The organism is Sphingomonas oligophenolica, assembly GCF_039522915.1.
In the GTDB taxonomy this organism is placed as follows: domain Bacteria; phylum Pseudomonadota; class Alphaproteobacteria; order Sphingomonadales; family Sphingomonadaceae; genus Sphingomonas; species Sphingomonas oligophenolica.
The window spans coordinates 54232-72591 of record NZ_BAAAEH010000067.1 but is presented as its reverse complement, the minus strand read 5'-3'; the positions used below and the strand labels follow the sequence as shown (position 1 = coordinate 72591).

Here is an 18360-nt window from a genome sequence, read left to right as displayed (position 1 = left end):
GATTGATGAACGACGTGAAACTCCATCCGAGCTGGCTCGAACCGCTGCGCGGCGAGTTCGACAGCCCCTATATGGCGGCGCTCAAAAGCTATCTCGTCGCCGAGAAAACGGCGGGCCGGCGCATCTTCCCCAAGGGGAATGAATGGTTCCGCGCGCTCGACCTGACTCCGCTCGAAAATGTCCGCGTCGTGATCCTGGGGCAGGACCCCTATCATGGCGAAGGCCAGGCACATGGCCTGTGCTTTTCGGTGCGGCCCGAGGTTCGGCCACCGCCGAGCCTCGTCAATATCTACAAGGAAATGGCGAGCGATCTCGGCATCCCGCCGGCGCGCCACGGCTTTCTCGAACATTGGGCCGAACAGGGCGTGCTGCTGCTCAACGCAGTGCTGACGGTGCAGATGGGCATGGCCGCCTCGCACCGCGATCGGGGCTGGGAGCGCTTCACCGACGCGGTGATCCGCCTGATCAACGCGAAACCCGAGCCCGTCGTGTTCATGCTCTGGGGCAGCTATGCCCAGAAAAAGGCGGCGTTCGTCGACAGTATCGACCGGGGCGGGCGGCACCTGGTGCTCAAGGCAGCGCATCCCTCGCCGCTCTCGGCGCATTCGGGTTTTTTCGGCTGCAAGCATTTCTCCAAGGCCAATGCATTCCTCCAGAGCCACGGCCAGAAGCCGATCGACTGGGCGCTGCCCGCTTCAGTGTAGGGTGGGCAGCTTGGGCGCCCGCAGCGGCCAGCGTGCCAGCACCACGTGCCGGGTTTCGCCAAGCAGGCTGTGGATCAGGACGAATTCGGTCGCCGTCCAGCTCAGCGGGATGGTGCCTTGCCGCAGCGGCGGGCCATGCCGGTAGAGCAGCGTGACATGCGGGCGTGGCCGCCTGCCATCCCGTTCCCGGAGCCCTGCACGGGCCATGCCCCTGGCAACGCACTGCTGGAAGGCGTCGAAGCCGCGCAGGGGCTCGCTCGGCACCATCACCACCGATCGGCGGCTGGCAGCGACCTCATCGAGGATGATCGGGAATTGGTCGGCGATGATCGCATCGCCGACCGCGCACATCCGCTCGGCGATCGCAGCCGGAAAGACCCTGTGGTCGTTCACGATCACCGTGGTGAGATGCAGATGCTCCCGGCGCACCGCGTGTCCGGGGCGAAAACGGCCTTGCTCCTCGACGAGATAGGGAACTGCCTCTTCGGGAGGACGAAGGGCGAAAAACAGGCGATGATGCGTTTTCATGGAGACCTCCGACTCGGGAAATGATGTTCATCATATGTTCCGCTGCGTCGCAGAGTCGAGACGGCTGGAGAGAATCATGACCGAGATGGATCGCCAGGATCTTTCCCGCTTCGTTGCGGCCCAGCGCGAGGTCTATCCCCGCGCGCTCGCCGAGCTCAGCGCCGGCGCGAAGCGCAGCCACTGGATGTGGTTCATCTTCCCCCAGATCGCCGGGCTGGGCCGCAGCCACATGGCCCAACTCTACGCCATCAGCGACCTCGACGAGGCCCGCGCCTATCTGGCGCACCCAGTGCTCGGCGCGCGTTTGCGGGAATGTGTCGCTGCTGTGCTGACATATGCCGAAACGCGAACCGCGGAGGGAATCTTCGGCGGGATCGATTCGATCAAGCTGCGGTCCTCAATGACGCTGTTCGAGGCAGCGGGCGGCGGCGATGCGTTCGCTGAGGTGCTCGACGCCTTCTTCGCCGGCGTCCGCGATCCCGAAACCCTGCGCCTGCTCTGACGACGCGTTGACTTGGCCCGGCAAAACGCGACCATGTCGCAAAGTGCGGCAGGGGGCAGGCATGGACGTCAAGCGATTGCAGCAACGGCTGGCTGATGCCGGCTTTTATCGCCAGCCGATCGACGGCGCGATCGGGCGCGGGACCTATGCGGCGCTGTTCAGCTACATGGCCAGGGTCGACCTCGGCGACAGAGGCATCGCGATCGGCAGCGGCTGCGCAGCGAACCTCGCCGGCGCCAAGATCAACACCGAATTGCGCCTGGCCCATTTCCTCGCCCAGACCGCCACCGAGACCGGCGGCTACAAGAGCCTCGAGGAGCAACTCGGCTATACCGCCGCCGGGCTGATGGCGACCTTCCCCAAATATTTCCCGACGCTGCAATCGACCACCGGCTTCGTCATGAAGCCCGAGGCAGTCGCGCTGAGAGTCTATAGCGACCGGCTCGGCAACGGCCCCGCCGCGACCGGCGACGGCTGGGATTTTCGCGGACGCGGGCTGATCCAGCTCACCGGCCGGGCCAATTACGAAGCGCGGGGCGAGGAAGCCAACCTCCCGCTCGAAACCATGCCCGAACTCGCCGCCGACCCGGCGACCTCGGTCAGGCTCGCCTGCCTGTTCTGGACGTCGCGGGCAATCAACGCCGCCGCCGATGCCGACGATGTCGTGAAGGTGCGCAAGCTGGTCAATGGCGGCAGCACGGGACTCGACGACGCGAGGATCCATCTCGCCCGGGCAAAGAAGCTGCTGCTGCCCTGAGCGCCAGCCCGCGCGCTATTCGGCGGCGAGCGCGCCGTCTTCCTCGCTCTCGCGCTCCTGCGCCTGGCGGTTCCACATCTCGGCATAAAGCCCGTCCTGCCGCAGCAGCGCGGCATGGCTGCCGCGCTCGACCACCCGGCCCGAATCGAGCACGACGATTTCGTCGGCGTTGACCACGGTCGACAGGCGGTGCGCAATCACAATCGTGGTGCGGCCGCGCTCGATATCCTCTAGCGTGTCCTGGATCTCAGCCTCGGTGCGGCTGTCGAGCGCGCTGGTCGCCTCATCGAGGATCAGGATCGGCGGATTCTTGAGCAGGGTCCGCGCGATCGCGACGCGCTGCTTCTCGCCGCCCGAGAGCTTCAGCCCGCGCTCGCCGACCCGAGTCTCATAGCCGAGCGGCTGGCGTTCGATGAACTCGGCGATCGCAGCGCCCTTGGCCGCACGAACGATCTCGTCGGGGCCCGCGCCCTCGCGGCCATAAGCGATATTGTAGCCGATCGTGTCGTTGAACAGCACTGTATCCTGCGGGACGATGCCGATCGCGCTGCGAAGCGAATCCTGCGTGACCCCGGCGATATCCTGCCCGTCGATCGTGATCCGGCCGCCGGTGAGATCGTAGAAACGGTACATCAGCCGCGCGAGCGTCGACTTGCCGGCGCCCGACGGCCCGACCACGGCGAGCGTGTGCCCGGCGGGAATATCGAGATCGATTCCCTTCAGGATGGGCTGGCCGGCATCATAACCGAAATGCACATCCTCGAAGCGGACATGGCCGTTGCCGACGACGAGCGGCTGCGCACCCGGCGCGTCGACGACCTCTGACGGCGTATCGATCAGATCGAACATCGCGCCCATGTCGATCACGCCCTGGCGGATCGTGCGATAGACCATGCCGAGCAGATCGAGCGGGCGGAACAGCTGCGACAACAGGGTCGAGACCAACAGGACGTCACCGGCCGTGAACTGGCCCGTGCCCCAACCCCAAGCGATCATCGCCATGCCGATGCCGAGCGTCGCGCTGGTGACCAGCGCCTGGCCGATATTGAGCCAGGCGAGCGAGTTCTCGCTGCGCACCGCTGCATTGGCATAGGCCTGCATCGCCGCCTCGTACCGCGCCGCCTCGCGTTCCTCGGCGTTGAAATATTTGACTGTTTCGAAGTTCAGCAGCGAATCCACTGCGTGCGAGACGGCACCGGTATCGAGGTCGTTCATCCGGGTGCGCAGCGCCGCGCGCCAGTCAGTCACCATGCGCGTGAAATAGATATAGACGGCAACCATCACCACCGTCCCAGCCGCCAGCCACAGGCCGAAGCTGGTCCAGAAGATGCCCAGCACGATGATCAGTTCGAGTAATGTCGGCGCAATGTTGAACAGCATGAAATAGAGCATCGTATCGATGCTCTTGGTGCCGCGCTCCACCACCTTGGTGACCGCGCCGGTCCGGCGCTCGAGATGGAAGCGCAGCGACAATTGGTGGAGGTGGCGGAACACGCTGCCCGCCAGCCGGCGCGTCGCCTCCTGCCCGACCCGCTCGAACACGACGTTGCGGAAATTGTCGAACATGGTCGAGGAGAAGCGCGCGGCGGCATAGCCGAGCACGAGCGCGACGACGATCCAGGCGACGCTCCGGTCGCCATGCGCCATCCGATCGAATGCGTATTTCAACGTATAGCCGCTCCCGAAAATCTGGACGATCTTCGACGCGACGACGAGGATCATCGACACGACAATCCGCAGCCGTAGTGGCCGGGCATCCGACGGCCACAAATAAGGCAGGAAGCGGCGGAGCGTCGGCAGCAACGGGCGTTCGACGCTGGGTGTTTCGGTCAATGGGGGCATCGCCGCCTCATGTAGGGGCGACGCCTTCGAACTGAAAGCATTTCGCGGAACTAGTCGGGCGGTTCGTCGATTATGGGCTTGACTGGAGGACGACGCATGGAACCGCTCTATTTCGTCATGGCGATCATGGGCTGCGGAGACGGCGCGGCGAACTGCGCCCAGACGCGCGTCGAGCCGGTTCACTATGCGACGGCTCAGCAATGCCAGGCGGCGATGCCCGCAGCGCTGATCCGCAACAGCGATATCGACTATCCGGTCGTCAGCGCCGCCTGCCGCTCGGTCGGCCAGCAAATGGTGCAGATCAGCCAGGACCATCGCCGCGGCTGACGCGCTGGCGCTTTCCGCTGGGTCGCTTACTGTCTCCCGCGAGAACGGCATTGCGGGGGAATGATGCGTAAACTGCTCGGAATCATCATCGGCTCCGTTTTTGCCGTCGCCATCCTGGCCGCGATGGGCTGGGGCAGCGACCAGCTCTACCCGTTGATGATCGACACCACCGTCGCGGACGAGACAATGATGTCCAGGCTGGTTGCCGAGATGCCGTTGGGCGAGAAGCTGCTTTGGGTGGCGCCGTGGCTACTCGGCAGTTTCGGGGGGGCGTGGCTGGCGCTCAGGGTCTGCGACTGGAAATGGGCAGGCTGGATCACTGCGGGATTGATGATGGCCATCGCGATCGCCGATATTCTCGATCTGCCATATCCGGTCTGGATGCAGGCCTGCGCGGTCCTGTTACCGATCACGGGCGGCTGGCTTGCCGCGCGCCTGCACCACAAACCCTATCCGGGCGAGCCTTTACTCGGCTGAATCGGGGAAGCGCTCGATCGGCAACGCCCAGCGGATCTGGTCGCGGAGCAGCGCCTCGAGATCATGCGCGCCCGCATTGTGCGCCGCCGCCCGCTTCTCGAGCAGGGCCGCGAGCAGCGAGGCGCGGCTCGGCCGGGCAGCTGGTGCGTCGTAGCCCTGTACGTCGGGGCGGGAGGATCGATCGGGAAAGTCGCTCACCCTCGCTGGTTAAGCGCCTGTTATGCAGGAAACCTCACCGGACAAGGTTAGCGGAGCGTTCGGGCGGGCTCTCTCGGGCGCGTCCAGAGCGCAGGATTGCGGGGCGCGGGCGGGTATAACGCGCGCCGCTTCAACGCTTGCGACGCGGCGCGCGCGATCATCGCGATCTTGGCCATGGCCGGCGTGGAAACGCGGCGATCCCAGGCATGCTCGCCGAGCGCCGCCACATCGCGGCCGATCGCTCCATAGATCCCCGCCGCCGCCAGCACCGCCCAGGCCGACCGGAACGACAAATTCGGCGTGCCGAGGCGCGCGCTCGCCTCGAAGGCAGCGGCGCGATCGGCGAGCCGCGACGCAAGCACCGCCAGCCGCTGCCGATAAGGCGGCTTCATATGCTCGCCGGGCGGGATATCCATTTCCGCGAGCCAGTCTACGGGAATGTAGCAGCGCCCGACCCGGTCGTCTTCTTCGACGTCGCGCGCGATATTGGCGAGCTGAAATGCCATGCCGAGATCGCAGGCGCGATCGAGCGTCGCCTCGTCGTCGGGCGACACCCCCATCACCACCGCCATCATGCAGCCGACCGCGCCGGCGACATGGTAGCAATAACGATAGAGATCCTCCTCGCTGCGCGGCCGCCAATCCTCCGCGTCGAGCGCGAACCCCGCAACCAGGTCGCGCGCGAACCGGGGTGGCAGCTTCGTCTCGGCGGCAACGATCCGCAGCGCATCGAACGCCGGGTCGCCGACCCAGTCGCCGGCCAGCGCCGCCTCGGTCATCGCCGACAGGCGCTCGAGCCGGGCGGGTGCGTCGTCGACCATTGTCATATTATGGCCGTGATCCTGCCCGTCGGCGATGTCGTCGCAGCGGCGGCACCAGGCATAGAGCAGCCAGGCCCGCTCGCAGGTCGGCCGGTCGAACAGCCGGCTCGCCGCGGCAAAGCTCTTCGAGCCGCGCGCGATCGATTCCTGCGCGGTCGCGACGATCGCGTCGCGCGTCGGGAGTTCGCTCACAGGTCCGATTTGCTCATCCTGGTGATCGCCTCGATCGGCACATGCGCCGCCATCTTCGCGAGCAGCCCGTCGAGTTCGGCATCGATGATCAGGATGTCCTTGTGCTGCGCACGCAGGAAGCCGACCTCGGCCATATGGTGATAAAAGGCGATCAGATGATCATAATAGCCGGCGCTGTTGAGCAGGCCGACCGGCTTTGAATGATAGCCGATCTGCGCCCAGCTCAACGCTTCCCACAATTCGTCCATCGTGCCCGTGCCGCCGGGCAGGTTGACGAAGCCGTCGGACAGATCGGTAAAGGCCTGTTTGCGCTGGTGCATCGTGTCGACGACATGCAGCTCGGTCAGCCCGCGATGCGCGACCTCGGCATCGACCAGCGCACGGGGGATGATGCCGATCACCTCGCCACCCGCCGCCAGCGCGCTGTCGGCGACCGCGCCCATCAGTCCGAGCCGTCCGCCGCCATAGACGACGCCGATCCCGCGCTCGGCAAGCGTACGGCCGACGGCGCGGGCGGCATCGAGATAGACCGGGTCGGCTGGCGTTGCCGATCCGCAATAAACAGCGAGGCGATTCATGCGATCTCCGATGCGGACGGCAGGCGAACATTGACGAGGTACCGTCTCTCGCAAGCGCCATAGGCCCGATAATTCTCTTGCGCCCTCGTCAGGCTGAGGCGCCCATTGGGTCCGTCGCGAACCTCATCGAGGCTCGCGGTCCGACCGTCGTCTTCCCAGAAACAAACACCGCAAATCTCATGCGTGCCGCGCTCGCTCAAGGTGAGATAGCCGCAACAAGGGCAAGCCTCACTCATTTCGGCCTTTCCAGCATCAGCGCCGCGGTTGCTTTCGCGCTTCCCACCACGCCCGGAATCCCGGCGCCCGGATGAGTCCCAGCGCCGACGAAATAGAGGTTCGGGATATGGTCGTCGCGATTATGGACGCGGAACCAGGCGCTTTGGGTCAGGATCGGCTCGAGGCTGAAGGCGCTGCCGAGATGCGCGTTCAGGTCATGCGCGAAGTCGCTCGGCGCGTAATGGAATTTGGTCACGATCCGCTCATGGATATCGGGGATCAGCCGCCGCCCGATCTCGTCAAGGATACGTTTTTCCAGGATCGGCCCGATCTCGGCCCAGTCGACCGGGAATTTGCCGAGATGCGGCACCGGCGCCAGCGCATAGAAGGTCGAATGGCCCTCGGGCGCGAGGCTCGGATCAGTCACGGTCGGGTGGTGCAGATAAAGCGAGAAATCCTCCGGCAACACGCCCGTCTCGTACAGGTCGGTCAGCAGGCCTTTGTAGCGCGGGCCGAACAGGATCATGTGGTGCGGGATGCCGGGCCAGGTGCCCTTGATCCCGAAATGGACGACGAACAGGGACGGCGAATAGCGCTTGCGTTCGAGCGAGTCCCTGGTCCGCTGCGCGCTGCGCGAGCTCTTCAGCAGGTCGCGGTAGATGTGCACGACGTCGCCATTGCACGCGACCATATCGGCCTTGCCTTCCCAGCCCGATGCCGTCGTGACGCCGGTTGCCTTGTCGCCGAGCGTCTCAATGCTGACGACCGGATCGCCGAGCCGAAGCACCCCGCCGAGCCGCTCGAAATGCGTGACCATGCCGGCGACCAGCTGGCTGGTGCCGCCCTTGGCGAACCACACCCCGCCGTCCCGCTCCAGCTTGTGGATCAGCGCGTAGATCGCGCTCGTCGTCATCGGGTTGCCGCCGACCAGGAGCGTGTGGAACGAGAGCGCCTGGCGCAGATAGTCGCTCTTCACGAAGCTCGACACGATCGAATAGACCGAGCGCCAGGCCTGATATTTCACCAGCGACGGCGCCGCCTTGATCATCGACGCGAAGTCGAGGAACGCGACGCTGCCCAGCTTCTCATAACCCTCGTGAAAGACGCCGGCCGAATATTCGAGGAACTTGCGGTACCCGGCGACATCCTCGGGGTTGAGCTTGGCGATCTCCGCCATCAGCACCTGATCGTCATTGGTATAGTCGAAGCTGGTGCCGTCGGGCCAGTTGAGCCGGTAGAAGGGCAGCACCGGCTCGAGCGTTACGTCCTCGGCCATGTCGCGCCCGGTCAGCGCCCAGAGTTCCTTCAGGCAGGGCGGATCAGTGATGACCGTCGGCCCGGCATCGAAGGTGAAACCGTCCTTCTCCCACACATAAGCGCGCCCGCCGGCCTTATCGCGCGCCTCGACGATCACTGTCTCGACGCCGGCCGATTGCAGCCTGATGCCGAGCGCGAGTCCGCCGAACCCGGCGCCGATGATGATCGCCTTGCGGTTCATGAAGCGCCCCGGATCGCGGCCAGAGCGCGGCCGATCGGAACCGGGGGCTTGCCCATCAGCAATCGTGCCTTGTCGGTCATGGTCGATCGTCCTGCATAGAAGCGGCCTATAAGCCGGGGATCGAGACGATAGAAGCGTTCGAGGATTCGATAGCGTTCGGCGGGCTCGGCCGCCTTGAACAACATGGTGTCGAGCATGCGGTAAAAGCCGCGCCGACGCCACATGCTTCGGGCAAATCGGTGAGTCAGGTCATGCAGCGCAGCGCCCGACAGATCGGTCGCGCTGGCGATCATCGCCGCGGTTCGTACCGCGTCGGGCAGCGAATAGCCGGTCGTCGGGTGGAACAGCCCCGCGCGCATCCCCGCCTTGGCGACCTTGTTGCCGCCCGAGCGCCAATATTCCTCGAAGTCACCGCCCATCGCGACCGGCAGCACGCCCCCCTCCTCGCGCGCGACCGTATCGACCTGCCAGCCCCGCGCCGCCACATAGGCGTCGATCCGCGCGCTCAGTGCATCCTGGTCGAGTTCCGGCGTGTCGCTGTAATACGTGTCCTCGACGAACATCCGCGTTGCCGCGAAGGGCAGGCAATAGACGAAGCGATAGCCGTCTAGCTGCTCGACGGTCGCGTCCATCACCATCGGCCGCGGCGCCTCGTGCGGCTCGGCGAGGCGCAGCTCGCGGCCGAGGAATTTCTGCCAGCCGAGCTCGAGCAGCCCGAGATCGCCGGCCCCGCGCGCATCGATGACGCCCTTCGCCTCGACACGGTCGCCATCAGCCATCACCACCGCGGTCGCGCTGGCGCCGAGCACCCGGCGCCGGGTCATCAGCGCGCCGTCGGGCAAAGCCGCGCGCACGACTGAATCGAGCCGCTCGGATTCGATCGAATAATAAGCCGCTTCAAGGGTGCGGGCATGGCCGGGAAACGCCACGTCGTAGCCTTTCCAGCCATAGGAGATCAGCGGTGCGACGATCCAGCGATCGGCATCAGCCACGTCGCTGGCGAAGAAGGACCAGAGATGATTGCCGCCGATCCGCCCCGAGCCCTCGATCAGGCGCACATCGAGATCGGGCCGCTTCTTCTTCAGCGCCAGAGTCAGCAGGCCGCCGGCGAGCCCGGCGCCGACGATCGCAATGTCGCAGGGAATGACGGCCGGCATTGCCCAACCACTACCCGATTCGCCGTCGCGCGCAAATCGGGCAGCGAAGGGCGCGTCGCGCGGTCAGGCGGCCTGGCGGAGGGGCATCTCGGTGGCCATTGCCTCCGCGACGGAAGGGCGCGCCCGCATCTTCGCGCGCCAGGCGACAAGCACGGGCCAGTCGACGATCGCGACCCCGGCGAACTCGCACCAGTTGAGCACGCTCAGCAGATAGGCATCGGCAACACTGAAGCTGCCGACCAGATATTCCTGGCCGTCGAGGTGCGCCGACAACAGATCGAAGCGCTTTGCCGCCAGGCCCTTCGCCCAGTCGCGCGCGCCATCGGTCGATTTGCTGGTCATCAGCGGCGCGAATACCGCCTTGTGCAGCTCGGTGGAGACGAAATTGAGCCAGCGCATCATCTGATAGCGCTCCTCGGTATAGGGCGCCGGCGCAAGCACGCCCTCGGCGGCGAGATCGGCGATATAGGTGAGCACCGCCGGCCCCTCGCTCAGCACCAGCCCGCTCGCGGTCTCCATCGCCGGCACATAGCCCATCGGGCTGATCGCGGTGAACGGTCGCCCGTCGGGCAGTGGCTCGCCCGGCCTGACCTGAATGAAATCGGCATCGAGCTCAGCTTCCGCGATGGCGATCCGGGTGGCGAGCGAGCAGGCGAAGGGCACGAAATAGAGCTTCATGTTCAGTCTCCCTGGGGTGAGGTTGATTTCCATACCGTTTCGCATAATATCGCGTCAATGGTTCTTTGCGAAATGGTATAGAAATTGTCCGCCGCCCCCTCATCGCAGCGTTCGCGCGGCCGCCCGCGCAGCTTCGACACCGAGATTGCGCTCAAGGCAGCGGCTGAACGGTTCCGCACGCACGGCTTCGCCGGCACCTCGCTCGACGACCTCGCCGAGGCGACCGGCCTTGCCCGCCCCAGCCTCTATGCCGCGTTCGGCGACAAACGCGCGCTGTACCTCGCGACTCTGTCGCGGCTCCATCAGCGGCTGGAGGGACTGTTCGACGGGATCGCCGCGGCGCGGCTGCCGCGCGACACGCTGCTCAGGACGATCTTCGCGCGGACGATCGACGGCTATCTGACCGGCGAGGTCGCCCCCTCGGGCTGCCTTGCCGTCGCCACCGCGACCACCGAGGCGGCCGCCGACCCCGATATCCGCGCCGCGCTGCTCCGCATCATCACGCTGCAGGACGAACGTATGGCCCGCCTGTTCGCGGCCGCCGGCATCGCCAATCCGGAACCGGCCGCGCGGATCGTCATGTCGGTGCTGCATTCGCTCGGCGTCCGCGCCCGCGCCGGCGTGCCGCGCGACGAGCTCGACCGAATCGCGGCCGAGTGCATCGCGATGATCCCTTGACCGCGCGGGCCTTCGTCACGCGCCACCGCGTAGCGCTTGTCGTCATCGCCCTTTTCCTGCTGGTCGGCGCGATCGAGCTGACGGCCGGACGCCCGCCAATCTGCCCCTGCGGGCGGATCAGCCTGTGGCAGGGCGCCGCGCAGTCGCCCGAGACAAGCCAGCAGGTCGCTGACTGGTACAGCTTCAGCCATATCATCCATGGCTTCCTCTTCTACGGCGCCGCGCATCTGCTCCTGCGCGGCAGCCCGGGCCTGCGCGCCTGGGCGCCGGCAGCGGCCGTGCTCGTCGAAGGCGGCTGGGAGCTGCTCGAGAATTCGCCGCTGATCATCGATCGCTACCGGGAGGCGACCGTCGCGGTCGGCTATTCGGGCGATTCGATCCTCAATTCGCTGTGCGATATCGGCTGGATGGCCTTCGGCTTCGGGGTGGCGGGGCGCCTTCCCGCCCGGGCGACCATTGCCCTCGCGATCGGCTTCGAGCTGATGACGCTCGCCGTCATCCGCGACAATCTGACCCTCAACATCGTGATGCTGGTCTGGCCGATCGACGCGATCAGGACGTGGCAGGGCGGATAATTGCGGCAATGACGGGTTACGGCTTTGCCGTGTAAGGGGTTTCGATGACCCTCGCGATCGCCATTCTCTTCTCCGCGCTGGCGATGACGCTGATCGTCGGGGTGCGCTATCTGATTGTCAGCGGCGCCTTTGCCGCCGCGACGCGTGCCCGCCATCCCGGCCTCTATGCCGGCCTCGATCCGCAGATCAGGCGCGAGATCGGCTGGAGCCTCGCGTCGGCCGCGATCTATGGCGTACCCGCCGGCATCGTCGCCTGGGGCTGGCAGAATCGCGGCTGGACGCTGATCTACCGCGACCTCAATGCCTTCCCGCTCTGGTATCTGCCGCTCTCGGTGCTGCTCTATCTCGCGGCGCACGATAGCTGGTTCTACTGGACTCATCGCTGGATGCACCGGCCCCGCCTGTTCCGCCTCGCCCATGCAGTCCATCATGCCAGCCGTCCCCCCACTGCCTGGGCAGCGATGGCCTTCCATCCGATCGAGGCGCTGACCGGGGCTGTGGCAATTCCGCTACTGGTGTTCCTGATTCCGATCCATCCGACGGCACTGGCGGTGGTGCTCAGCGTGATGACGGTTATGGGTGTCACCAATCATATGGGCTGGGAGATGTTCCCCGCCTTCATGTGGCGGGGGCGATTGGGTGCCTGGCTCATCACCGCGAGCCATCACCAGCGCCATCATGAGCAATATGGGGGTAATTATGGTCTCTATTTCCGCTTCTGGGACCGGCTTTGCGGCACCGACCGGGGGATCGGCGATTTCGGCCGCGCGCCTGTTCGCAAAAAGGATCGTGCCGGCGGCGATCGCGATGGCGCTGCTGCCGGGCGCGACCCCGGTCTCTAGCCTTGCGCTCGATGTCGCGAAGCTCCGCTCGACTCATGGCCTGATCCGCATCTGCCTGACCGCGACGCCAGCCAATTTCCCGGCCTGCGGGAATGGCGCGCTGGCGGTGACCCGGTCCGTCGCGGCCACCGGCCACGACATCAGCTTCGAGGGGCTGCCGCGCGGCGTCTATGCGATCGCGGTGATCCATGACGAGAACAGCAACGGCAAGCTCGATACCTTTGCCGGCATCCCGCGCGAGGGCTTCGGCTTCTCGCGCAATCCCGTCATCACCTTCGGCCCGCCGAGCTTCAATGCCGCCCGCTTCACGCTGTCGACTGATGCCGATGCGCAACAGGTACGCATGCGCTACATGCTGTAACGGCCGCGCGTCGGACACAAAGCAGCCGGCCCTGCGTTCCCGGGAAAACAACTCTTCAAGCGTCCGGAGCCCGACCTATGACATCTACCTTTCGTTTACTGCCCCTGCTCGGCCTGTCCGCGGCCCTGGCCTGCACCGCCGCGCCCGCCTTCGCACAGGATTCGAAGACCGATGCCACGGTAGAAGCCGATCACAGCAGCCTGACGATCGGCGTCGGCGGCGCCTATATGCCGAGCTATGAAGGCTCGAACGACTATGTCCTGACCCCGGCCGTCGCGGCGCGCGGCAAGGTGCATGATTTCAGCTTCTTCACCCGCAACACCCAGCTCTACGTCAACGCGATCCCGAGCCCGCCGGGGCCGGGCGTCGATTTCGAGCTCGGCCCGATCGTCGGCATCAACTTCAACCGCACCAGCCGGATCGTCGATCCGCAGGTCAGGGCGCTCGGCGAGCGCAAGCTCGCGCTCGAGGCGGGCGGCTTTATCGGCATCGGCAAGACCGGCCTGATCACCAGCGATTACGACAATCTGACGGTGCGCGTCGCCTATGTCCATGACGTGAGCGGCATCTACAAGAGCTACGTCATCACCCCGCAGATCCAGTACACCACCCCGCTCAGCCGCAAGGCCTTTGTCGGGCTGTCGGCGTCGGCGGATTATGCCGGCACCGGCTATGCCACCGCTTATTACGATGTCGATGCCGCCGGCGCGCTACGCAGCGGCCTGCCCGTCTTCACCGGCCGCAAGGGGTGGAAGGACGTGACCTTCGGCGTGATCGGCGGCCATGCGCTGACCGGCGACCTGCTCCACGGCCTCGGCCTGTTCTTCACCGGGTCCTATAGCCGCATGGAGAATGATTTCGCCGCCAGCCCGGTGACCCGTATCGTCGGCAGCCCCAATCAATGGTTCGGCGCGATCGGCCTCGGCTACACCTTTTAGGCCCAGCCCGTCGGCTGCGATCCGGCACCACCCTCCACCGCCATTCCAGCGATGCGACGCATCGCCGGAAACCACGGGCGGCCGAGGGTGGGACGTCCTCAAAATCACACAAGGCCGCCTTTTCGCCAGAATCCGCCGCTACGGCTGTTGAAGTCGCCCCCGGACATCGGCTACCCGGGGAGCGAATCCGGTCGGACGACTTGCTCCTTCAATCGCAACTGGTTGTGACCGGCATATTTTTTCCGTTTGCGCGGAAGCATCTCAAGGAGAGGTCACGTCCATGACCGACGACCAGCAGCTGATCGAACCGGGCGCCGAAACCGCAAACCCCGATAGCCGAAACGAACGCCGCGAGTTCTTCAAGGCGGCGCTCGGCGCCGCCGCGGTCACGGCAGCGGGCGCCTCGGCGCTGGCGATCGCGACCTCCGCATCGGCGGCGACCATCGCCGACAATGACATCTTCGTCTTCCTCTGCCAGCTCGATTACCTTGCCGGCGAATATTTCAGCTTCGCAACGACGGGCACGGGCCTCTCCCCTGCGCTGCTGACGGGCCAGACCGCGGACACGGTGGGCGCGGCCACCGGCGCGCGCCGGGTGACCTTCACCGATCCGGTCGTCACCGAATATGCGGCCGAGATCACCCGGGACCTGGTTGCGAACATCACCTATATCCGCGCGCAGCTCGGCACTGACGGCGTCCGGTCCCAGCCGGCGATCGATCTCGGCACCAGCGCCACGAGCGCGTTCGGCAAGCTCGCCACCGCCGCTGGCATCGACACCGCCGGCGCGTTCGATCCCTATGCCAGCGACGGCAATTTCCTGCTCGGCGCCTTCATGATCGAGGACGTCCTCGTCACTGCCTATATCGGCGCGATCACGGTGATCAGCGACAAGACCCTGCTCGCCGCCGCCTCGGGCATTCTCGCGACTCACGCGCATCATGCGGCCGTGATCCGCGCTCTGCTCTATGCCAAGGGCGCGACCACGCCATCGCTGCGCACCAGCGCCGACAAGATCTCCAACGTCCGCGACAATCTCGACGGCACCACCGATCTCGATCAGGGAATCTCGCCGACAACGGTCAGCGGCAATCTGGTCTCGAACGTCGTGCCCGCCGCACCCAATGGCAGCATCCTCGGGCGCTCGACCGGCAATGTGCTGAACGAATATTATCTCAACAGCGCCTCGGTCAGCCTGGGCGGATTCTTCACGGCCGGCCTCAACGGCACGATCAAAGCCAGCACCGCGAACTGATCGCCGGGCTCAAGGGAAGATTTCACGATGATCGATAAAGAAACCCTGATCCAGGTCCTCGAAGCGGGCGAACGGCGCCGGGTCGAGCGCCGCCGTTTCATGCAGCTCGCGGGCGGCGCCACGCTGGCGGCCGGCCTCGCCGCGTGCAGCGGCAGCAGCAGCAGCACCCCGACGCCAACCCCGACCCCCACGCCGACGCCGACGCCCACCCCGTCGTCGACCGTTGCGCTCGATGTGGATTATCTGAACTTCGCCCTCAACTTCGAGTATCTCGAGGCTGAATATTTCATCCGCGCGACCACCGGCGCCGGCATCAGCGCGCTGCCCGGGCCCACGGGCGGGCCGACGGTGCTCACCGGGGTCGGCACTCAGGGCGCGGTCACCGGCGGCGCCCTGGTGAATTTTACCGATCCGCTGAACGCCCAATATGCCCGCGAGATCGCAGCCGACGAGCTCGCCCATGTCGGCTTCCTGCGCTCGATGACCGGCACCGCCGCGGTCGCCGAGCCGGCGATCGACATTTCGAACAGCGCCAACGGGGGCTTCGCCAAGCTCGCCGTCGCCGCCGGCCTGCCCGTTTTCGACCCTTATGCCAGCGACACGAACTTCCTGCTCGGCGCCTTCCTGCTCGAGGATGTCGTCGTGACCGCCTATCGCGGGCTGATCCCGCTGCTTTCCGCCGGAATCTATATGAACGCGGTGGCGGGGATTCTCGCGACCGAATCGCATCACGCAGCCCTGATCCGCAGCCAGCTCTACATGAGCGCGGACCCGGCCGCGCGGACGAACGCCGGCCTGCTCAGCGACGCCCGCGACAGCCTCGATGGCGCCGCAACCGACGATGATCAGGGCGTGGTCGCCGGCGGGGCGGCGAACATCACGCCGGCCGATTCGAACGGCATCGTCTATGGCCGCACCCCAGGCCAGGTGCTCAACATCTTCTACACCAATCATAACGCGGTGCTCGGCGGAGGCTTCTTCCCCAACGGCTTCAACGGCAATTTCCTGACGATGAGCGCCGCGAACTAAGGGCGCTTCTCCTTCGACTCTCCAGGGCCGCGCGACGCCATGTCGCGCGGCCTTTTCTTTGTCCGCCGACCGTCCTACGGTCGCGCTTTCCCCGGGGGGCCGCGCGCAAGCGGCTGAGAGGTGGCTGAAGCCACGACCCGCCGAACCTGATCCGGTTGAGACCGGCGGAGGGAGGGAGCGGTTTTCAAGTCGAAACCCGTCCTCGCTCCGGCATATGGAGCGATACGCATGGCAGACATTGATTCGAAGCTGGAACTGGCTGCTGGCAGCCAGCGGCCCGCCCGCACTGAAATTGGCGTCACCACGGGCGCAATCCGTGGCAGCCGCAAGATCCATGTCGCCTCGCCGAGCATTCCCGGCGTGAAGGTCGCCATGCGCGAGATCATGCTCGAGCCGTCATGCGGCGAGCCGCCCTTGCGGGTCTATGACACCTCGGGCCCGTACACCGACCCCAAGGCGCTGATCGACATCCAGGCCGGCCTGCCGGCCCTCCGCCGCGACTGGATCCTCGGCCGCGGCGATGTCGAGGCCTATGACGCGCGCGAGACCCGCCCCGAGGATAATGGCCTGTCGGGCCCCGACCGCTCCGCCGGCGTGCCGCAATTCCCCAATGTCGTGAAGCGCCCCTTGCGCGCCAAGCCCGGCATGAACGTCAGCCAGATGCATTATGCCAGGCGGGGCATCATCACCCCCGAGATGGAATATGTCGCGATCCGCGAGAATATCGGCCGCGCCGCCGCCAAGGAGAAGCTGATCCGCGACGGCCAGGATTTCGGCGCGTCGATCCCCGATTACGTCACCCCCGAATTCGTCCGCGACGAAGTCGCGCGCGGCCGGGCGATCATCCCCAACAATATCAATCACCCCGAATCCGAGCCGATGGCGATCGGCCGCAACTTCCTGGTCAAGATCAACGCCAATATCGGCAACTCGGCCGTCGCCTCCAACGTCGCCGCCGAGGTCGACAAGATGGTCTGGTCGATCCGCTGGGGCGCCGACACGGTGATGGACCTCTCGACGGGGCGCAACATCCACGACACCCGCGAATGGATCATCCGCAACAGCCCGGTGCCGATCGGCACCGTGCCGATCTACCAGGCGCTGGAGAAGGTCGGCGGCGTGGCCGAGGACCTGACCTGGGAGATCTTCCGCGATACGCTGATCGAGCAGGCCGAGCAGGGCGTCGACTATTTCACCATCCATGCCGGCGTCCGCCTCGCCTATATTCCGATGACCGCCAAGCGCGTGACCGGCATCGTCAGCCGCGGCGGCTCGATCATGGCGAAATGGTGCCTCAGCCACCACAAGGAGAGCTTCCTCTACGAGCGCTTCGACGAGATCACCGAGATCATGAAGGCGTATGACATCGCCTACAGCCTCGGCGATGGCCTGCGCCCCGGCAGCATTGCGGACGCAAACGACGAGGCGCAGTTCAGCGAGCTCTACACGCTCGGCGAGCTCACCCACCGCGCGTGGAAGAGCGACGTCCAGGTGATGATCGAGGGCCCCGGCCATGTGCCGATGCACAAGATCAAGGAGAATATGGACAAGCAGCTCGAGGTCTGCGGCGAGGCGCCCTTCTACACGCTCGGGCCGCTCACCACCGACATCGCGCCGGGATACGACCATATCACCAGCGGCATCGGTGCTGCGATGATCGGCTGGTACGGCACGGCGATGCTCTGCTACGTCACGCCCAAGGAGCATCTTGGCCTCCCCGACCGCGACGATGTGAAGGTGGGTGTCGTCACCTACAAGCTCGCGGCGCACGCAGCCGATCTCGCCAAGGGGCATCCGGCGGCGAAGATGCGCGACGATGCGGTGAGCCGCGCGCGGTTCGAGTTCCGCTGGCGCGACCAGTTCAACCTCAGTCTCGATCCGGATACCGCTGAGCAATATCATGACGAGACGCTCCCGGCGGAGGGCGCCAAGACGGCGCATTTCTGCTCGATGTGCGGGCCGAAATTCTGCTCGATGAAGATCACCCAGGAGGTGCGCGACTTCGCGGCGAAGCAGAATGCGCCGGCGGATACCTTCCTTGCGGCCGATGCGCCGGCGGATGGGGATGCGGCGCGCTCGCTGTTCGCCAACCCGGTTTCAGTTGCCGAGGCCGAGAAGGGCATGAACGAGATGAGCGAGAAATTCCGCGAGAAGGGCGGGGAGATCTATCTTCCCGCCGAGTGATCGGCGCTCGTTCCGTACTTTCA

At 65.8% G+C, this 18360-nt stretch carries 22 protein-coding genes and 1 riboswitch; of the genes, 13 read left to right on the top strand and 9 right to left on the bottom strand.

What is annotated here, in order from left to right:
- Positions 1–5: 5 nt before the first annotated feature.
- On the top strand, positions 6–704 hold the full coding sequence (gene ung / locus ABD050_RS28850) for a uracil-DNA glycosylase (protein WP_343893037.1): 699 nt from the start codon (positions 6–8) through the stop codon (positions 702–704).
- On the opposite strand, the gene ABD050_RS28845 is transcribed toward ung, so the two are convergent.
- Positions 696–1232 (bottom strand): 2'-5' RNA ligase family protein, encoded by a 537-nt coding sequence (locus tag ABD050_RS28845; protein WP_343893036.1) that lies wholly within the window; start codon positions 1230–1232, stop codon positions 696–698. The genes ung and ABD050_RS28845 overlap by 9 nt on opposite strands.
- An 85-nt stretch (positions 1233–1317) precedes the next feature.
- On the opposite strand from ABD050_RS28845, the gene ABD050_RS28840 reads away from it, so the two are divergent.
- Entirely contained in the window at positions 1318–1734 is a 417-nt protein-coding gene (locus ABD050_RS28840; protein WP_425542527.1) for a DUF1810 domain-containing protein, read from the top strand.
- A gap of 61 nt (positions 1735–1795) precedes the next feature.
- Positions 1796–2491 (top strand): peptidoglycan-binding protein, encoded by a 696-nt coding sequence (locus ABD050_RS28835; protein WP_343893034.1) that lies wholly within the window; start codon positions 1796–1798, stop codon positions 2489–2491.
- Between the two features lie 15 nt (positions 2492–2506).
- Here ABD050_RS28835 and ABD050_RS28830 read toward each other — a convergent pair whose 3' ends face one another.
- Positions 2507–4333, bottom strand: a complete 1827-nt coding sequence (locus ABD050_RS28830) for an ABCB family ABC transporter ATP-binding protein/permease (RefSeq protein ID WP_343893033.1) — start codon at positions 4331–4333, stop codon at positions 2507–2509.
- Between the two features lie 96 nt (positions 4334–4429).
- Between ABD050_RS28830 and ABD050_RS28825 the strand changes: the two genes are divergently transcribed.
- Positions 4430–4660: a hypothetical protein gene (locus tag ABD050_RS28825; RefSeq protein ID WP_343893032.1), complete on the top strand. Its 231-nt coding sequence runs from the start codon at positions 4430–4432 to the stop codon at positions 4658–4660.
- 63 nt (positions 4661–4723) lie between these two features.
- On the top strand, positions 4724–5137 hold the full coding sequence (locus tag ABD050_RS28820) for a hypothetical protein (protein WP_343893031.1): 414 nt from the start codon (positions 4724–4726) through the stop codon (positions 5135–5137).
- Here the strand turns inward: ABD050_RS28820 and ABD050_RS28815 are convergent.
- The 7 genes from ABD050_RS28815 to ABD050_RS28790 form a co-directional block, all read right to left on the bottom strand.
- Positions 5126–5335: a hypothetical protein gene (locus ABD050_RS28815; RefSeq protein WP_343893030.1), complete on the bottom strand. Its 210-nt coding sequence runs from the start codon at positions 5333–5335 to the stop codon at positions 5126–5128. The genes ABD050_RS28820 and ABD050_RS28815 overlap by 12 nt on opposite strands.
- Before the next feature lie 47 nt (positions 5336–5382).
- Positions 5383–6348, bottom strand: coding sequence for a phytoene/squalene synthase family protein (locus tag ABD050_RS28810; protein ID WP_343893029.1), 966 nt, complete (start codon positions 6346–6348; stop codon positions 5383–5385).
- Complete coding sequence (locus tag ABD050_RS28805; protein ID WP_343893028.1) at positions 6345–6926, bottom strand: LOG family protein; 582 nt, start codon at positions 6924–6926, stop codon at positions 6345–6347. Before ABD050_RS28805 ends, ABD050_RS28810 begins: the two co-directional genes overlap by 4 nt.
- On the bottom strand, positions 6923–7162 hold the full coding sequence (locus ABD050_RS29140) for a CPCC family cysteine-rich protein (protein WP_425542525.1): 240 nt from the start codon (positions 7160–7162) through the stop codon (positions 6923–6925). The genes ABD050_RS28805 and ABD050_RS29140 overlap by 4 nt, the downstream gene beginning before the upstream one ends.
- Positions 7159–8640, bottom strand: coding sequence for a phytoene desaturase (locus ABD050_RS28800; protein WP_343893027.1), 1482 nt, complete (start codon positions 8638–8640; stop codon positions 7159–7161). The genes ABD050_RS29140 and ABD050_RS28800 overlap by 4 nt, the downstream gene beginning before the upstream one ends.
- Positions 8637–9797, bottom strand: coding sequence for a lycopene beta-cyclase CrtY (crtY, locus tag ABD050_RS28795; protein ID WP_343893026.1), 1161 nt, complete (start codon positions 9795–9797; stop codon positions 8637–8639). The genes ABD050_RS28800 and crtY overlap by 4 nt, the downstream gene beginning before the upstream one ends.
- 63 nt (positions 9798–9860) lie before the next feature.
- On the bottom strand, positions 9861–10475 hold the full coding sequence (locus ABD050_RS28790) for a glutathione binding-like protein (protein ID WP_343893025.1): 615 nt from the start codon (positions 10473–10475) through the stop codon (positions 9861–9863).
- 84 nt (positions 10476–10559) lie between these two features.
- Here ABD050_RS28790 and ABD050_RS28785 point away from each other — a divergent pair, with 84 nt between their 5' ends.
- The 8 genes from ABD050_RS28785 to thiC all read left to right on the top strand — a co-directional run bounded on the left by ABD050_RS28785 (position 10560) and on the right by thiC (position 18337).
- Positions 10560–11153, top strand: coding sequence for a TetR/AcrR family transcriptional regulator (locus ABD050_RS28785; protein ID WP_343893024.1), 594 nt, complete (start codon positions 10560–10562; stop codon positions 11151–11153).
- On the top strand, positions 11150–11728 hold the full coding sequence (locus ABD050_RS28780; protein ID WP_343893023.1) for a DUF2585 domain-containing protein: 579 nt from the start codon (positions 11150–11152) through the stop codon (positions 11726–11728). Before ABD050_RS28785 ends, ABD050_RS28780 begins: the two co-directional genes overlap by 4 nt.
- Before the next feature lie 44 nt (positions 11729–11772).
- On the top strand, positions 11773–12570 hold the full coding sequence (locus ABD050_RS28775) for a sterol desaturase family protein (RefSeq protein WP_343893022.1): 798 nt from the start codon (positions 11773–11775) through the stop codon (positions 12568–12570).
- Positions 12536–12931, top strand: coding sequence for a DUF2141 domain-containing protein (locus ABD050_RS28770; protein WP_343893051.1), 396 nt, complete (start codon positions 12536–12538; stop codon positions 12929–12931). Before ABD050_RS28775 ends, ABD050_RS28770 begins: the two co-directional genes overlap by 35 nt.
- Before the next feature lie 77 nt (positions 12932–13008).
- Positions 13009–13869, top strand: a complete 861-nt coding sequence (locus ABD050_RS28765; protein WP_343893021.1) for a MipA/OmpV family protein — start codon at positions 13009–13011, stop codon at positions 13867–13869.
- 280 nt (positions 13870–14149) lie between these two features.
- Positions 14150–15124, top strand: a complete 975-nt coding sequence (locus ABD050_RS28760; protein ID WP_343893020.1) for a ferritin-like domain-containing protein — start codon at positions 14150–14152, stop codon at positions 15122–15124.
- Between the two features lie 27 nt (positions 15125–15151).
- The gene (locus tag ABD050_RS28755) at positions 15152–16153 is read left to right on the top strand and encodes a ferritin-like domain-containing protein (protein ID WP_343893019.1); all 1002 of its coding nucleotides are present in this window, start codon (positions 15152–15154) and stop codon (positions 16151–16153) included.
- Positions 16154–16235: 82 nt separating this feature from the next.
- Positions 16236–16343, top strand: a riboswitch (TPP riboswitch).
- 38 nt (positions 16344–16381) lie between these two features.
- Positions 16382–18337 carry a phosphomethylpyrimidine synthase ThiC gene (gene thiC, locus ABD050_RS28750; protein ID WP_343893018.1) on the top strand — a complete coding sequence of 652 codons (1956 nt, stop codon included), beginning with the start codon at positions 16382–16384 and terminating at the stop codon, positions 18335–18337.
- The last annotated feature ends 23 nt before the right edge of the window (positions 18338–18360 follow it).

Bases quoted from the DNA above. Each gene is read 5' to 3' on its own strand.
- ABD050_RS28830 (WP_343893033.1), bottom strand. From the start codon at position 4,333: ATGCCCCCATTGACCGAAACACCCAGCGTCGAACGCCCGTTGCTGCCG.
- ABD050_RS28840 (WP_425542527.1), top strand. From the start codon at position 1,318: ATGGATCGCCAGGATCTTTCCCGCTTCGTTGCGGCCCAGCGCGAGGTC.
- ABD050_RS29140 (WP_425542525.1), bottom strand. From the start codon at position 7,162: ATGAGTGAGGCTTGCCCTTGTTGCGGCTATCTCACCTTGAGCGAGCGC.
- ABD050_RS28755 (WP_343893019.1), top strand. From the start codon at position 15,152: ATGATCGATAAAGAAACCCTGATCCAGGTCCTCGAAGCGGGCGAACGG.
- thiC (WP_343893018.1), top strand. From the start codon at position 16,382: ATGGCAGACATTGATTCGAAGCTGGAACTGGCTGCTGGCAGCCAGCGG.
- ABD050_RS28790 (WP_343893025.1), bottom strand. From the start codon at position 10,475: ATGAAGCTCTATTTCGTGCCCTTCGCCTGCTCGCTCGCCACCCGGATC.
- ABD050_RS28835 (WP_343893034.1), top strand. From the start codon at position 1,796: ATGGACGTCAAGCGATTGCAGCAACGGCTGGCTGATGCCGGCTTTTAT.
- ABD050_RS28800 (WP_343893027.1), bottom strand. From the start codon at position 8,640: ATGAACCGCAAGGCGATCATCATCGGCGCCGGGTTCGGCGGACTCGCG.
- ABD050_RS28775 (WP_343893022.1), top strand. From the start codon at position 11,773: ATGACCCTCGCGATCGCCATTCTCTTCTCCGCGCTGGCGATGACGCTG.
- ABD050_RS28820 (WP_343893031.1), top strand. From the start codon at position 4,724: ATGCGTAAACTGCTCGGAATCATCATCGGCTCCGTTTTTGCCGTCGCC.
- ABD050_RS28770 (WP_343893051.1), top strand. From the start codon at position 12,536: ATGGCGCTGCTGCCGGGCGCGACCCCGGTCTCTAGCCTTGCGCTCGAT.
- crtY (WP_343893026.1), bottom strand. From the start codon at position 9,797: ATGCCGGCCGTCATTCCCTGCGACATTGCGATCGTCGGCGCCGGGCTC.
- ABD050_RS28765 (WP_343893021.1), top strand. From the start codon at position 13,009: ATGACATCTACCTTTCGTTTACTGCCCCTGCTCGGCCTGTCCGCGGCC.
- ABD050_RS28805 (WP_343893028.1), bottom strand. From the start codon at position 6,926: ATGAATCGCCTCGCTGTTTATTGCGGATCGGCAACGCCAGCCGACCCG.
- ABD050_RS28760 (WP_343893020.1), top strand. From the start codon at position 14,150: ATGACCGACGACCAGCAGCTGATCGAACCGGGCGCCGAAACCGCAAAC.
- ABD050_RS28825 (WP_343893032.1), top strand. From the start codon at position 4,430: ATGGAACCGCTCTATTTCGTCATGGCGATCATGGGCTGCGGAGACGGC.
- ung (WP_343893037.1), top strand. From the start codon at position 6: ATGAACGACGTGAAACTCCATCCGAGCTGGCTCGAACCGCTGCGCGGC.
- ABD050_RS28845 (WP_343893036.1), bottom strand. From the start codon at position 1,232: ATGAAAACGCATCATCGCCTGTTTTTCGCCCTTCGTCCTCCCGAAGAG.